The sequence below is a fragment of the Holdemanella sp. DFI.5.55 genome (assembly GCF_020593575.1).
GTDB lineage: Bacteria > Bacillota_I > Bacilli_A > Erysipelotrichales > Erysipelotrichaceae > Holdemanella > Holdemanella hominis.
The window spans coordinates 48,344-64,542 of the sequence record NZ_JAJDMK010000006.1 but is presented as its reverse complement, the minus strand read 5'-3'; the positions used below and the strand labels follow the sequence as shown (position 1 = coordinate 64,542).

The following is a 16,199-nucleotide window of genomic DNA, read 5'->3' as shown; positions in this document are numbered from 1 at the left end:
GAACAATAAAGTGTATCAGAGTTTCAGCAGGCAGTTTTCTCTTACGAGTAAAATCGCTAACAGGGTCATTGCAGTAACAAGCGATGTTGCTGCAAACGATTTTAATAGAACGGTTAAAAATATTTAAAATCTTATCTGGAATCATAGGTGAAAATCCTCCTCTATAATTCCTTCGGATTATGTTTAAAATTTCGGTTTTTGGCTTGTCAAGTGTTTTTTACACTTCTTGCACAAAAAAAGAGCCCTACCCGTTTATAGGTAAGACTCATAAATTTAAGAATTTGCTTAACTTAATGACATTGGACTAATTCTCTGGGATTTCTTTTACAATAATAGGCAATTCAACTGTGATTTTAGTTCCCACATCTTCCTTTGAAGTTAAATGGATTTTGCCTTGATAATAATAGACAACATGTTTTACAATCGACAAACCTAAACCTGTACCTGGTATTGTTTTTGAGCGTTCTTTATCTACCCGATAAAATCTTTGAAATATTCGACTCTGATCTTCTTGCGCAATTCCCACACCTGTATCTTCCACACTAAAATACATATTTTTTTGATTTTTCTTTAGAACAACATCTATTCGTCCGTTTTGTTTATTGTACTTAATTGCGTTCGAAATTAAATTATAGAAGATACCTTTAATATGATCTAAACTCGCAAAAACTGTAAACTCTGTCGCATTCACATAAACATTTAAATGCATCGCTTCAATTTGTGGCTTTAAAGTCTCGACAACAGAATCCAACAATTTCTTTACTTGAATATGCGAATATGTGACTTGCATCTCTTCTGTTTCTAATTTTGAAATCGTTAAAATATCATTGATCAATTGTGTCATATGGTCACTCTCTTTTAAAACACAATCTAAACATGTATCGATTTGAGCACTATCCTGAATTGTATGCGAACGAATCAATTCTGTATATCCACGTATAGAAGTTAGTGGTGTTTTTAATTCATGACTCGCATTACTAAAAAATTCCTGGCGAACCTTTTTTTCTTTTTCCAGTCTTTCTAAATATTTTTTATTTTCTTCGGACATATTCGTCAATGCATCTGTGATTCCATAAAGTTCGGGATAATTATATTTATGAAACGATAGCACTTCTTTTGAAATATTTGTTGAATTAATTGTATTTGTGATATCTTTAAAAGGTTCTACAATTTCATTGGCCATTTTTTTAGACAAAACAAATACCACCATAAAAGATACGGCAATACTAAATAAAAATGGTACTAATAATATCGAAATAGATTGGCTCAACCCATCAAATGGCATAGCTAAACGAACAATTGTTTGATTATCTTCCTCATAGTCAGCTATATATAAATAAGAACGTTGCATTGTATCTGAATAACGAATACATGTCCCTGTACCTTGAGCAATAGCTTGTTTTACCTCTTCACGCTGCAGATGTTTTTCACGAATTCTATTTTTATAGTTATCATATAAAACTTTTCCGTTTCGCTTAATAATTGTGATACGAATATCTTCCGATTTAACAGTATCACCCAAACGAGTCGTATTTAAATCATCTATTTCTAAGTTTTTTACCAATTTAACCGTATTCATTAAATATTGTCGATTTTGAGAAATAGATGCTTTATATAAACTCACGTAAAGTAAACCAAAGCCCAAGATAAATGTGATCAAAAAAGTTGTTAAAAACGAATGAACAATCTTCTTATGCATTGTGATCCTCAGCAACAAAACGATATCCAACCTGTCTTACAGATTGAATCCAATGTGCATATTCATTTCCCATCTTCTTACGCAATGAGTTAATATGTACATCCAGTGTTCTGCTTTCTCCAATAAAATCATATCCCCAAATCTGATTGATCAACTCTTCTCGTGATACAGCTCTACCTTCATTTTTAGCTAAATATTTCAACAATTCAAATTCTTTAAATGTCAATTCAATCGGTTCTTCATGAATTGTCACCGTTCTTTTATCTAAATCAATACATAAGCCATGTATTTGAATCAATCGTTCATCCTTTTTACTTCTACGAAGTAATGAACGAATACGAGCAGCAAGCTCTAACACACTAAATGGCTTCGTCAAATAATCATCAGCTCCTAAATCAAGTCCCATGATTTTATCAAGCTCTTTATCTTTTGCACTTAAGATAATAACAGGTAAATCTTTAAGCGTTGCCTTTGAACGAATAAATTTTAATATATCATACCCATTCATGCCTGGTAACATCAAATCTAATATGGCTAAATCTACTTTATTGTTTTGTAGATAATCATATGCATCTTTTCCATTTTCAAAATCAACTAGTTCATAATTAAAACTAGCCAATGTTAATTTTAATAATTGACGAATATTTTCATCGTCTTCAACAATTAAGACTCGTTCCATAAAATCAAACCTCTTTTTTTTTGTCATTTTATCATGAAAGCAAGTAAAAAAGGAGTAAAGTTTTTTTTACATTACTCCTTAATAATCTAAATTATTTTTTTAAAGATGGGTTCCAGTGTTCATTTGGTTCTAATCCTAAGAAATCACAAACTGTAGCTGCAACATTTGACAACCCTAGATCTTCGCCTTCTTTTAATTCACATTCCGCATTGTATACGATGAATGGAACTGGTGCTAATGTGTGGCTAGTCTTACTTTCATCATCCGCATTACCGTGGTCTGCAGTAACTAATAAAATACCATTTACTTTATTTACAGATTCAATAACACGTGCAAGTTCTAAGTCTACTGATTCAACACCAATGATAGTTGCTGGTAAACTTCCAGTGTGTCCTACCATGTCACCGTTTGGATAGTTTGTACGAATGAAATCATAGTTTCCACTTTCGATTGCTTCACACAATTTATCAGTGATTTCAGCAGCCTTCATCCAAGGTCTTTGTTCAAATGGGACTACATCACTTGGGATTTCAACATAAGTTTCTAAAGACTCATCAAATTTTTCTGAACGGTTACCATTCCAGAAATATGTAACGTGTCCATACTTTTGTGTTTCACTGATTGCATACTCACGAATACCATGTTTACACAATTCTTCAGTTAATGTATATTTAATTTTTGGTGGTTCCGTCAAATAGTTCTTTGGAATTTGTAAGTCTGCATCATATTGTAACATACCTGCAAATTTAACATTTGGAACTTTAACACGATCAAATTTATCAAATGAAGCATCTCCATCAAATGCTAAAGAAATTTCTTGAGCACGGTCACCACGGAAGTTGAACAATACAACGCTATCTCCATCATCGATAGTTCCTACAGGTGCACCATCTTTCGCAATAACAAATCCTGGAAGATCTTGGTCAACAACATTTAATTCTTTACGATACGTTTCAATAGCTTCTGTAGTTGAAGCAAATTGTCTTCCTTCACCCATTACGTGAATTTTCCATCCACGCTCAACCATAGACCAGTCAGCTTCATAACGGTCCATTGTGATTTGCATACGTCCACCACCACTAGCGATGCATGCGTGGAAATTGTCATCATTTAATTCTGCCATAAATGATTCAATATCATTTACATATTCTAAAGCTGAAGTTGCAGGAACATCACGTCCATCAAGCAATGCATGAACACGAACTTCCTTAATACCTTCATTTTTAGATTCTTTAATCAAAGCCTTTAAGTGAGAAATATTAGAGTGTACGTTTCCATCACTTAAAAGACCGATGAAATGCATTTTGCTGTCTTTTGCATTTTCAGCTAAATCCTTCCAAGTTTTAGAATTGAAGATTTCTTTAGACTCAATATTTTCGTTAACTAATTTAGCTCCTTGAGAATAAATTTGTCCACAACCTAATGCGTTGTGTCCAACTTCTGAGTTACCCATATCTGAATCTGTAGGAAGTCCTACTGCAAGTCCATGAGCACGAAGTTGTGTATGTGGACATTCTGCCCACAATTTATCAAGTGTTGGTTTGTTGGCTAATGCAACAGCATTGTTCTTCTTATCTTCACGAATACCAATACCGTCCATAACAACCAAAATTACTGGTCTTTTTTCCATTGTATTTTTCCTCCATTAATCGATAATAATATAACACTAACTAGGCCTTTTTTCAATGAACTCGTTTCAACAAATGAATTTTTTCACAAAAAGAAAAAGCCGCTTAACGGCTTTGATAACGAGATAAAAACTGTTGTGTTCTTTCTTGTTGAGGATGCTCGAACAACTGTTCTGGGCTACCCTGTTCTGCAATGACACCTTTATCCATAAAAATAACACGATCACTAACTTCTCTGGCAAACTGCATTTCATGTGTAACGATAACCATAGTCAAACCTTCATCAGCTAACTTTTTCATGACATCCAAAACATCACCAACCATTTCTGGGTCTAATGCACTTGTTGGTTCATCAAATAGTAGCACTTCTGGATCCATACACAAGGCACGCGCAATCGCAACACGTTGCTTTTGTCCACCAGAAAGTTTAGTACTAGGCTTATTCGCAAACTCTTTCATTCCTACTTCATCTAAGAATTTTAAAGCTGTGGCTTTTGCTTCTTCTTTCGATTTCTTTAAGACACGGACCTGGCCTAACATGCAGTTTTCTAAAACAGTCAAATTATTAAATAAATTAAAACTTTGGAACACCATTCCAACCTTTGAACGATATTCATTCACATCCATTTGACCACTTAGAATATCCTTACCATGATATAAAACATGGCCTCCATCCATTCTTTCTAATAGGTTTACACATCTCAACATCGTACTTTTACCAGATCCACTCGATCCAATAATCGTAACCACTTCTCCTTTATGAATATCGAAATCTACATCATTTAATACTTTAAGATTTCCAAAATGTTTCTGGAGATGTTGAATTTGAATAATTGTTTCCATAAATATCCTCCTAGCTACAGAAATCTTTCATGCTACTTTCGCTATCCATTCTTTTTTCAAGATAATTCAATAAGAAAGAAGCAAGTGTTGTTAAAATTAAATATAAAACTGCAGAAACCATAAACGTTTCAATATAACGATAGTTACTTCCAGCTACAGATGTTGTCTGGAAGTACAGTTCAGTTACCGTAATAACATTCAACATTGAACTATCCTTAATATTTACAATCAATTGGTTTCCAATTGAAGGAAATGAATTTTTAATAGCTTGAGGAAATACAACATACATCAAAGTTTGCATCGTTGTCATACCTAAAGACATTGCGGCCTCATTTTGTCCTTTATCCACAGACTGAATTCCAGAACGAATAATTTCAGCCATATAAGCGCCTGTATTGATTGAAATAATAATCAAACCTGCTGTAATCGGAGTCCATCCAATCACAGGTTTTCCTAAATAGTAAATAAACATAGCTTGAACCATCATTGGTGTACCTCTGAACACCCAAATATACAATCCCGTAATGATTCTACCTATTCTTTTTAAAACTTTGATACCCGTTGAATCATATTCATTGATCTCAATCGCACGAATGCCGCCGACTAATAAGCCGACGACAAATCCTGCAAACGTACCAACAAAGGCGAACAACAAAGTCATCTCAATTCCATATTGGAAAAGAGGCAAATTATGAACAAATATGTTCCAAGCTTTCGCAAAATCAATACGCATAATTAATCCTCTGTTGGTTGGTGTTCAACTGCATATTTCATCATTTCTTCACGTTCTTCATCCGAAATACTATCTAATGCTTTTTGAACCTTTTTGAAGAATTCAGAATCTCGAGAACCTTCCTTTAATGCGATTGAAACAGTTGTATCACAATCAAAACCATGTCCATTTTCGAACTGAATGATAGTTAAGTCTGGGTTAGCTTCTACAACACCTTTGGCAACTGCCATTTCAGCAGTAATCCCATCCACTTCGTGTTGTTGTAAAGCCAATACCATTTCTGGATAAGTAGCCTTTGGTGTTACGTGATTTACACCTTTAATTTGATCAATGACATCATCGTAGTTTGTTGATTTTTGACCAACAACATTTTTACCACTAAATTGTTGAATATCTGTATATCCAGCTTCTTCACCATCTTTACGAACAATCATGATCATTCCCTTTGAATCATAATATGGAGTTGTAAAGTCAGCTCCTTCTTCACGTGTTTTATCTTTAGTCATACCAGCGATAATCGCATCGATTTCATCACCCTCTAAAGCTGGAATCAATCCATCCCATGATGTTTTCTTAATGACTAATTTTTTTCCTAATTTTTTCGCAATCTTTTTTGCAACCTGCACATCATATCCATCCGCATATCCTGATTTTCCTAATTTTACAGAAGTATCTGTTTTTGTAGAAGTTTGCCAGTTAAATGGAGCATATGCACATTCCATTCCTACGACAAATGTGTCCTTATCTTCTGATGTTGTAGCTGTGTTTGATCCGCATCCTGTTAGTGCAAAAGCACATACCATGGCAGATGCCATTAATTTTTTAAAGTTCATATTTCTTTTCTCCTTCTCTAATCGGCAAAGAATAGAAAAAAGCTATGCGGGCATACCACATAGCTAAAAAATATCTCATTAACTATAAGATAACGCCTCTTCCTGACGAAGGAGTGTTATAAGTATTCCTTATAACCCCAAGAAATAAAATTGCCATTTTATCTCTTTCGGCATTGGTTACCTTTCAAACACTTCACAGTCTGCCAACTCCATGTTTTACTCTGATGCAATGCTGCCTCTATCTTTACTCGATTCACTTTATAGTGCTTATTATACTCGACATATACATAGTGTCAAGAAAGAATTTGCAAATTTTCATAAAACTGTAAATATTTTCATCATTTCTTTAAGCTTCTTTTAAGTTTTAAAAACTATTCTATAGACAGAAATAAACAGGTATCAACCCAATACATATAACCCTTTCCTAAATAACTTATTCTGTTTATTTCATATATTCCTATTTCTTGGTGAGTCATAATAATAGACTCACCCCCTTTTTTTTAACAAGAAAAAAGAATGTACATATGTACACTCTTAATCTAAAGTAGCTGTATCCATTGCTTGTGACCAGTTATGAATTGGACCTGTCTTCATATTCTTAACACGCTTGTTATATAAGTTGAAATTCTGGTTTCCATATAATGCTAAATATGGCAATAAATCATTTTCCTTAATCATAACCTGTTTATAAAGCTCTGTTGATTTTGCTTCATCTGTTGTATACATTGCTTCATCCAATAATGAATCCAATTCACTATCTGATAGTCTTGCATAGTTATTTACATCCCCTGTTTTCAACATAGAATTTAAATCTGTATTAGCTACACCTGTAAAACTCATCGCAAGACAACTCATTTCCCATTCACCCAATGCACTATCATCACTTGTTTTTGATAATAATGAATTGAATTCTAGAATTGTCTGTTTTAAATCAACACCAATATCTTTGTATGTCTTTTCAATCATAGGAATCAAAGTTTCCAATGAACTAGAACCTTCCGCAATCATGAAACGAATGCTTAATTTTTGACCATCTTTATAACGATAACCATCATCTGCCATTTCCCATCCAGCTTCATCTAAGATTTGATTTGCCTTATCTTCATTAAATTCATAAGTTTCAAGACCATCCAAAGCCTCTTCACCACGAATATAAGTGCCTAAATTGGCGCTTGCTGGATTCGCATATACAGCTGGTACAAAGGCTAGTTTTTCTTTTTTTGCTTCCTTACTTGCTTTTTCCCAAGAGAAGAAACTATCGACAAAGCCTTGACGATCCGTCGCATAAGCTAAGGCTTTACGTACGGCTGGATCGGCTGTAGGACCTTGTGCACAGTTAAAGTAAACATAGCCTTCTGTCGCACGTGGGTATGTATTAAATGTCAAATTGTCATCTAGACTAACTTGTCCAATTTTAGTTGGATCTGCATTCTCAGGTAAATAATCCACATTTCCTTTTTGAAGTTCATTTAACTCAGTTGAAGTACTGCAAACTTTGATAATAACCTTATCAATTGAATATTCTCCTTTTTTAGCTTTAAAGTTCTCGTTTCTTACAAAGCTAGCGCCGGTTGCCTTTGAATATTTATTCAATTTATAAGCCCCACTACCAATCGGATTGGAAGTATCTTTTTCAATCTTTGATATGTGTCCCTTCTTGTACTTATATTGTGTATCCGAGCAAATAGCACGAGTACCAAAAGTAGTTACCGCATCAATTCTTGGCTGTGTCATATGGAAAACAACCGTATAATCATCTGGTGTCTCAATTCCACTTAATTCTGTAGCATCCCCATCATGATATTCCTTATAACCTTCAATATTCTCTACATCACTCGAAAACCTTCCTGTATAGCTAGGATCTGCCAACACTGTAAATGTATATTTTACATCACTAGAAGTAAGCTTAGATCCATCGGAAAACTTAACACCTTTATTCAACTTAAAAGTAACCGTTTTTCCATCATCACTAATTGTAGGAAGCTCCTTAGCCAAAACTGGCTGTAATTCTTCATTTTCATCATACTGAAGCATTGATTGATATATCAAGTTGATCGCATATGCATCGTATGCACTTTCATAATACAGTGGTGAAAATACACCATTCATCTGCGCAGTAATTCCAACGGTCAAAACATTATTCGAATTATCACTTGACGCAGATGAACATCCCACTAAGCTTGCAGCCATCATTGCTGCTAATCCTGACTTCATAATCTTATTGTTCATTCACATCACCCTCTTAATTTAAAAATATGATACATTTCTTTCATTTTCTTTGCAAGCCATTTTCAGTAAAATTTCAATTATTTACAATTGATCAATTCATCAAACTCATCCACAAGCTTATCAAACTGGCAAATCGCATCATGAATTGGTTGTGGACTTGTCATATCGACGCCTGCCATTTTTAATAAATCAATTGGAGACTTAGAACATCCACCCTTTAAGAAATTCAAATAATTCTCAATATCTTCTGGATTGCCTTTTAATAGCTTTTGCGAAATGGCCATGGAAGCACAAAAACTTGTCGCATATTGATACAAATAGAAATTCATATATAAGTGTGGGATTTTTGCCCACTCTAAATCAATTGGCTCATCTACAATCACATCTTCACCATAATATAATGCATTTAAATCATGATTGATCTTATTCAATAATTCAGCACTCAACGTATTATTTTTAGCCACTTCCTCATTGATCAACATTTCAAATTCTGCAAGCATAGCCTGGCGGTACATTGTTCCACGATATTGTTCCAATAGATAATTAATCAAATAAGCACGCTCTTTTTTATCCGTAGTTCTTTCCAATAAATAATGCATCAACAAAGCTTCATTACATGTACTTGCGACTTCAGCCACAAAAATCTTATAATCGCTATTAATAAAAGGCTGATGTTTAAAAGACATATAAGAATGCATCGCATGACCCATTTCATGTGCCAAAGTAAATTCACTTCTTAATGTATCTGTATGATTTAATAAGACAAAAGGATGGCATGGCACACCACAAGAATAGGCGCCTGAACGCTTTCCTTCATTTTCATATACGTCGATCCATCGTGAATTTAAACCTTTTTCATAAGCCTCTACATACTCTTGTCCTAATAAAGCTACGGAAGCTAACGCTTCTTTTTTTGCCGTTTCAAAGGTAATTTTCTTATCAAATTCCTTAACTAAAGGAACATATAAATCATACATATTTAATTTATCTTTCTTTAAAGCCTTTTTACGAACCTTCATATATTTATGCAAAGGTGCAATATCCTTATGTATCTGCTTAATCAAATTCTTATACACACTTGACGGAACTCCATTTTTATTTGTACTTGCCTCCAATGATGTTGTATATCCTCTTAAATCCGATTCATATTTCAACATCTTACATTGTGAATTCAATAAAGAAGCCATCGTATTTTGAACCTTACCATAAGCTGCATACATATTTTCGAAAGCCGACTTTCTTAATGTCTCATCTGCACTTTCTAAATAATCCACATAACTTCCTGATGTCAATGGTAGAACATTCCCCTTCGCATCTTTAACATCTTCAAACCTTGTATCCACATCATTCAAAATATTGAATGCTCTTTCACTACTAGAAAAAATATCTTGACACCCTGCTAACAATCCTTCTTTTTCCATAGACAAAGTATATGGCTTTAATCGATAAATATCTTGAATAAATCGTCTATATCTCTCTAATCCCGGTTCATTTTCGAAGTATGTTTCTACATCAGACAATTTTAAAAGCTCTACTTCAAAAAAGGCTTGCTGAGAATGAATCTCTGTAATAACTACGTTTGCCTTTCCTTTTAAATCTTGATAAAAAGCATTTGAACCATCTTGATCACTTAATAAAGATGTATAACAATCCAATGTATATAGTTTTTCATTTAATTCTTCATACCCTTTTAAATACGCATATAAACTAGATGCATTTGTTAGATGATCTTTATATTTCAATAATTCTTTTGATTGCGTCTTTGCTTTCTCTAATTCTTTATAAAACACATCTAGATTTGGATAGATATCTTCTATTTTCCATGTATTTTCAATTAATTGTTCATTTCTTTTCATATACACACCTCTTTTTTTTACATTTAGTGTAATCTCTTACATTCTAAAAGTCAAAAAAAAGAAAAGAATAAATCTTTTCTCTTAATGCGTTTCTCCAGAAACCACTTTAATATCCGTATCACTCTCTAACATAGCTTCTACAGATAATTCAATGGCTTTAGCAATATCTTTTAAATTCATTCCAGGAGTTCCTGCTGGCTGATTTACTGTTTGTTCAGTGGCAAAAGGCACATGCATAAAGCCACCTTTTACATCTTTAAATTCTGTATGACAATAATGCAATACAGAATACATTACATCGTTACAAACATAAGTTCCTGCTGTATAACTAACACTTGCAGGAATTCCATTTTCCTTCATTTTTTCAACCATTCTAAACACAGGAAGCATTGTAAAATAAGCTTCTGGGCCATTTTCTACAACACTTGTCTGTAAAGGTTGATTGCCTTCATTATCGGCAATTCTCGCATTTCTAAAGTTAATACCCACCCATTCTGGTGTGACTTGACTTCTTCCTCCTGCTTGACCAATACACAATACAAAATTTGGCTGATTCTCTTGAATCGCTTCATAAACTGCATCTGGCCCTTTTTGAAATACTGTAGGAATTTCTTTCTTAATAATTTTTGCCCCACCAATTTCATCCGGCAATAATTTAACAGCTTCATAAGCTGGATTGATTTTTTCTCCTCCAAAAGGATCAAAACCTGTAATTAATACTTTTTTCATAACATTTCATCTCCTATGACATCATGATCATCATGACAATTTGTACCACTAACATAATTACGGCAACAAGCACTTGTTTTTTAATGACACCATTTTTGTCTTTCATTTCTAAGATTGCAACAGGACCCATATTAAAGTTTACTGCCATTGGCGTACATAGTGTACCACAATATCCACAAGTTAATGCTAAAGATCCAATCACTACTGGATCTGCTCCATATTGAAGGACAAAAGGTGCCCCAATACCAACTGTCATTACGGTAATTGCCGCAAAAGCATTTCCCATGATCATGGTAAATACCGCCATGCCAATCACATAAACAATAATTCCAATTGTAATGTTGCCTGCAGGAATAATATTCGATACTAATCCAGAAATTACATCTCCAACGCATGCAGCTGTAAATATGGCACCTAAAGCAGAAAGTAACATTGGAAGCATACTTAATGGTCCAACCACATCCATCATTCTACGACAATCTTTTAAGAAGACACTTGGTGTATTTGATTTTGAATAGATACGCAAAATAATCACGGCCACAAAAACACCTACACTCATTCCAACCCGTGGTGAAATCTTAGTAAAGAATGCAGCTAATAGCGTAAATAAACCAATACATACTGCTGGAACAAATATTTTTGAGCCAATCTTCTTGTTGTTTTGTTCCATCTCTTCAAGAGTAGGTTCAGGCTCATTACCAGTGAAACTTTCTTAAAAATTGGAGGTAAAACCAAGATAATCAACAAAATACCATCTACCAATGCTGGCAACCATTTACCTAGCACAAACATCAATCCTAAATCAAACCAGAAAATAAATGAACCAACATTATTTTTGTTTTCTTTATCTTTTAGATTTTTAAAAGCAACATACATAGAAATCAATCCAATAATACAATACATGACTTCTAAAAGTTTATCTGAAAGTGTAACATCTACACGCGTATAAAATTGAATTGGATTCATTATTTAGTCTCCCTCCTAGATAATTGTTTATCTTTAATATAGTAATAAACAATCGCAACAGCTACGGCAATAATTGCCACTTGAATTTGTACTTTCATTAAATCAACCAATTCAACATTGTAGCCTAAAACAGCTAATGTAGATTGTACTAAAATCATTCCACTTGTTCCTACAAACAAAACTTGTCCGAAGAACCATGCGATATTTTCCATACTACTTGCCATTCCTTTTAAGTTTTCTTCATACTTTTCACTGATCTTTTTATCATTTTTCTTAGCTGCAGCTGTAGCCATAGGTAACACAATAGGACGAACAAATCCGGCAACGCCACCAAAGCTTACATTAAATGCCGCAAAGACTAGACGGAATACACCATAAATCGCAAGAACAACATCGGCTGATGCATTTTTAAATTTCTTCATTAAATTAGCTGCTGCTTGTTTTAAACCATTTCTTTCCAAAGTACCCGTAACTACCATAACCATCACAAACACACACATACTGCGGTTAGCTAAAAAACTAGATCCAAGTGTTTCCAAGGAAGTAACTGGATCTATACCTGCAACAAGTGCAGTCACAATAGCGGCAATCATAATAATCAAAATCGAATCGAATTTTAATACAAATCCGATTACGACAATTAGAATACCTAACAGTTTTAATGATTCCATAGCCTTTCATTCTATCTTTCATGTTTCTTACAGATTTTTACATCAGAAATTATATCATGTCCCTCACAAAAAAAAATGGATCCAACGATCCATTTACAATACTGATTTATAGACTCTTAATACATTCTTATAGAAGATTTTTTCCACTTCTTCTTGTGTAAGACCCGCCTTATATAAAGCTTCTTCTAATAAATTCATCATAGAAGCATCTTCAATTTCTAAAGGACATGAAATCCCATCAAAATCTGTACCTAATCCAATGACATCAATTCCAGCTAAGTCTTTGATGTATAGAATATGTTTCACCATATCTTCTACACAACTCTTGTGATCAGTGCGATCCGCCAAGAAACTGCCACAGAAATTAAGTCCCATGACACCACCACGTTTTGCCAATTGAAGAATCATATCATCACTCATATTACGGGCTACATTACATACACTTCTTGCGTTAGAATGTGATGCCACAAATGGTTTTGTCGTATATTTCAATACATCATAGAAACCTGCATCATTTAAGTGAGAAACATCAATGATCATGCCTAATCTTTCCATTTCATTTACATATGAAATACCAAACTCTGTCAATCCTCTTTCTGTATCTACACTACGCTTATAGTTAGGTTGATTCCCATTCATATCTTTCATAGAAAGGTTTGGATAACCAATTCCGTTCTCATAATTCCATGTTAGTGCAATCATTCTCACACCCATGCGATAATAGTTTCTTAACATCGCTAAATCATTGAAGCAAACACCACCATCTTCTAAAGTTAATAAACTTGATATTTTTCCTTCTTTATCATTTTTTTCAATATCACTAAATTTATATACAGGTGCAATATAATCTGCATACTTATCTATTTGTGTACAATATTCATCATACAAACGCATTGTCTGTTGCTCAGGAATAGCTAGTTCTTTTTGATCTGTAAACAACGCAAAATTCTGTAATAAATAATTACCCTTTTTCATTTTTTTTAAATCAATCGACAAATCATTTGAAAACAAACTTGCCTCTTTCCCTTTTAAATCACGACTCAATAATTCTAGAATCGTATCACAATGCATATCGACTACTCTCATATTCTACAACTCCTTTAACCACTCTATACAGCCATCTTCATAACATGAAGGAACAATTTTTTTTGCGACTTTTTTACATGCTTCACAGCCATTTTCAAGAGTAACACCAAGACCAGATGCTTCTAATACAGGCGCATCACTTGAACCATCTCCGATGGAACTGACATCTTTCCAAGAGATTTCAAGATTCTTCAACAAGCGGTTCACACTATTTAACTTTTCACAATCCTTATGAATAATGTCAATCATCGTATCTGTACTATGCACAACTTTTACATTACAATTTAATTCAATAATCGATTTCATTTCATCATAAATTGAATCAATTCGTGATTTTGAATCCGATATAGACACTTTCCACACAGAACCCTTTAAATATTTTTCCATGTGATTCGTTAAAATGTAATCCACATCACAATTATGCATATCCAGTTCAAATCCATGTGTCATTTTATTTGCCACAAAATAATCGGATTGACTATATCCAACGCCTAAATTATGCTTTTGAGCATATTGCCAAATAAATGAAACATCGTTATTTGAGATAACATACTCAAACATCGTCTTTTTCATTTTCACATCAAAACAATGGGCTCCATTACAACTAATGACATATCCACCAAAATCTTGCATCAAAATCTGTTTAGACAATGGATACACACCTTGAAAGCATCGAGCTGAATTTAATATAACTAAGACATTTTTCTTTTCAACCTCAATCAATGCTTCTTTAACAGCTTCATTTACATAGATTCCACTACTCGGATTCATCAAAGATCCATCTAAATCACATACAATTGTCCTAACCATATAGCACTTCCTTTTACTTGTTTAATAGTAATACGAAACGCGTCAAAAAAAAAGACCCCGAAGGGCCTTAATTAGCTAAAGTTCTTAGCGAAATACTACTTTTTGAATTCAACAGCTGGTAAGTTGTAGAAAGTCTTGTCTCCAAGGTATTCAGCAACGTTAACAGTTCCACGTTGGTTCAATTCGTCTTCAATACGCATTAAACGGTTGTATTTAGCAATACGGTCTGTACGGCTTAATGAACCAGTCTTGATTTGTCCTGCGTTCAATCCAACAGCGATATCAGCGATTGTAGTGTCTTCAGTTTCTCCTGAACGGTGAGATACGATGCAAGTGTATCCGTGTTTCTTAGCCATTTCGATAGCGTCAAATGTTTCAGTTAAAGTACCGATTTGGTTAACTTTGATTAAGATTGCATTAGCGATTCCTTTTTCGATTCCTTCGTAAAGAATTGAAGGGTTAGTTACGAATAAGTCGTCACCAACTAATTGTACTTTATCTCCTAGACGGTCAGTTAATTTTTTCCATCCGTCCCAGTCGCTTTCTCCTAATCCATCTTCGATAGATACGATTGGGTATTTAGCAATCCATTCTTCGTACATGTCGATCATTTCATCGCTAGTCTTAGTTCCTTGACCAGATTTTTTCAATTCATATAATCCAGTTTCAGTGTTGTGGAATTCAGAAGCAGCAACGTCCATTGCGATCTTCATATCTTTTCCTGGAACATATCCAGCAGCTTTCATAGCTTCAACTAATAATTCAAGAGGTTCTTCGTTTCCATCTTTACAGCTTGGAGCGAATCCACCTTCATCACCAACGTTAGTGTTGTATCCTTTTTTCTTTAATACAGATTTTAAAGCGTGGAAAGTTTCAGCAGCCATACGAACAGCTTCTTTTTCACTCTTAGCACCAACTGGCATAATCATGAATTCTTGGAAATCTACTGTAGAGTCAGCGTGTGATCCACCGTTGATAACGTTGCACATAGGAACTGGCAATGTTTTTCCGTTGAATCCACCGAAGTATTTGTATAAAGGTTCTCCGTAGAAATCAGCAGCTGCTAAAGCACAAGCCATAGAAACACCTAAAGTAGCGTTAGCACCTAAATTTTTCTTGAATGGGTCTCCATCCAATTCTAACATTGTTTTGTCAATTAATACCTGGTCACGGCAATCCATACCGATAACTTTTGGAGCAATTTTAGTGTTTACGTTTTCAACAGCTTGAGTTGTTCCTTTTCCTAAGTAACGAGCTTTGTCTCCATCACGTAATTCTAAAGCTTCACGAACACCAGTACTTGCACCACTTGGTACCATAGCACGTCCGTAAGCACCAGATTCTGTAGTTACTTCAACTTCAACAGTTGGATTTCCACGTGAATCTAGAACTTCACGAGCATATACATCAACAATAATAGGCATAATTAAAATATCC

At 34.1% G+C, this 16,199-nt stretch carries 13 protein-coding genes, 1 pseudogene and 1 riboswitch; all 14 genes and pseudogenes read right to left on the bottom strand.

Annotated elements, in window-relative coordinates; translation table 11 throughout:
• Positions 1–304: 304 nt before the first annotated feature.
• The gene (locus LJE08_RS02880) at positions 305–1,699 is read right to left on the bottom strand and encodes a cell wall metabolism sensor histidine kinase WalK (RefSeq protein ID WP_186999570.1); all 1,395 of its coding nucleotides are present in this window, start codon (positions 1,697–1,699) and stop codon (positions 305–307) included.
• Positions 1,692–2,378: a response regulator transcription factor gene (locus LJE08_RS02875; protein WP_117926851.1), complete on the bottom strand. Its 687-nt coding sequence runs from the start codon at positions 2,376–2,378 to the stop codon at positions 1,692–1,694. The genes LJE08_RS02880 and LJE08_RS02875 overlap by 8 nt, the downstream gene beginning before the upstream one ends.
• A 91-nt stretch (positions 2,379–2,469) precedes the next feature.
• Positions 2,470–4,008 carry a 2,3-bisphosphoglycerate-independent phosphoglycerate mutase gene (gene gpmI / locus LJE08_RS02870; RefSeq protein WP_217255979.1) on the bottom strand — a complete coding sequence of 513 codons (1,539 nt, stop codon included), beginning with the start codon at positions 4,006–4,008 and terminating at the stop codon, positions 2,470–2,472.
• Between the two features lie 103 nt (positions 4,009–4,111).
• A complete protein-coding gene (locus tag LJE08_RS02865) occupies positions 4,112–4,849 on the bottom strand; it encodes an amino acid ABC transporter ATP-binding protein (RefSeq protein ID WP_117925229.1) in 738 nt (245 codons plus the stop codon).
• A 10-nt stretch (positions 4,850–4,859) separates the two neighbouring features.
• A complete protein-coding gene (locus LJE08_RS02860; protein WP_117925227.1) occupies positions 4,860–5,582 on the bottom strand; it encodes an amino acid ABC transporter permease in 723 nt (240 codons plus the stop codon).
• Positions 5,583–5,584: 2 nt separating this feature from the next.
• Positions 5,585–6,415 carry a transporter substrate-binding domain-containing protein gene (locus LJE08_RS02855; protein ID WP_227402360.1) on the bottom strand — a complete coding sequence of 277 codons (831 nt, stop codon included), beginning with the start codon at positions 6,413–6,415 and terminating at the stop codon, positions 5,585–5,587.
• A gap of 82 nt (positions 6,416–6,497) precedes the next feature.
• Positions 6,498–6,664: riboswitch (Lysine riboswitch) on the bottom strand.
• 285 nt (positions 6,665–6,949) lie between these two features.
• Entirely contained in the window at positions 6,950–8,644 is a 1,695-nt protein-coding gene (locus tag LJE08_RS02850; protein WP_186999573.1) for an ABC transporter substrate-binding protein, read from the bottom strand.
• A gap of 77 nt (positions 8,645–8,721) precedes the next feature.
• Positions 8,722–10,500, bottom strand: a complete 1,779-nt coding sequence (pepF, locus tag LJE08_RS02845; RefSeq protein ID WP_227402359.1) for an oligoendopeptidase F — start codon at positions 10,498–10,500, stop codon at positions 8,722–8,724.
• A gap of 81 nt (positions 10,501–10,581) precedes the next feature.
• Positions 10,582–11,229: a pyroglutamyl-peptidase I gene (gene pcp / locus LJE08_RS02840; protein WP_227402358.1), complete on the bottom strand. Its 648-nt coding sequence runs from the start codon at positions 11,227–11,229 to the stop codon at positions 10,582–10,584.
• Between the two features lie 13 nt (positions 11,230–11,242).
• Positions 11,243–12,105: pseudogene (locus LJE08_RS02835) on the bottom strand (DUF979 domain-containing protein).
• 89 nt (positions 12,106–12,194) lie between these two features.
• A complete protein-coding gene (locus LJE08_RS02830; protein ID WP_227402357.1) occupies positions 12,195–12,866 on the bottom strand; it encodes a 5-oxoproline transporter, DUF969 family subunit in 672 nt (223 codons plus the stop codon).
• A 93-nt stretch (positions 12,867–12,959) separates the two neighbouring features.
• Positions 12,960–13,952, bottom strand: a complete 993-nt coding sequence (locus LJE08_RS02825; protein WP_117925221.1) for a dipeptidase — start codon at positions 13,950–13,952, stop codon at positions 12,960–12,962.
• 3 nt (positions 13,953–13,955) lie between these two features.
• Complete coding sequence (locus LJE08_RS02820) at positions 13,956–14,762, bottom strand: Cof-type HAD-IIB family hydrolase (RefSeq protein ID WP_227402356.1); 807 nt, start codon at positions 14,760–14,762, stop codon at positions 13,956–13,958.
• A 95-nt stretch (positions 14,763–14,857) separates the two neighbouring features.
• Positions 14,858–16,186, bottom strand: a complete 1,329-nt coding sequence (gene eno, locus LJE08_RS02815) for a phosphopyruvate hydratase (protein ID WP_117925217.1) — start codon at positions 16,184–16,186, stop codon at positions 14,858–14,860.
• Positions 16,187–16,199: the final 13 nt, after the last annotated feature.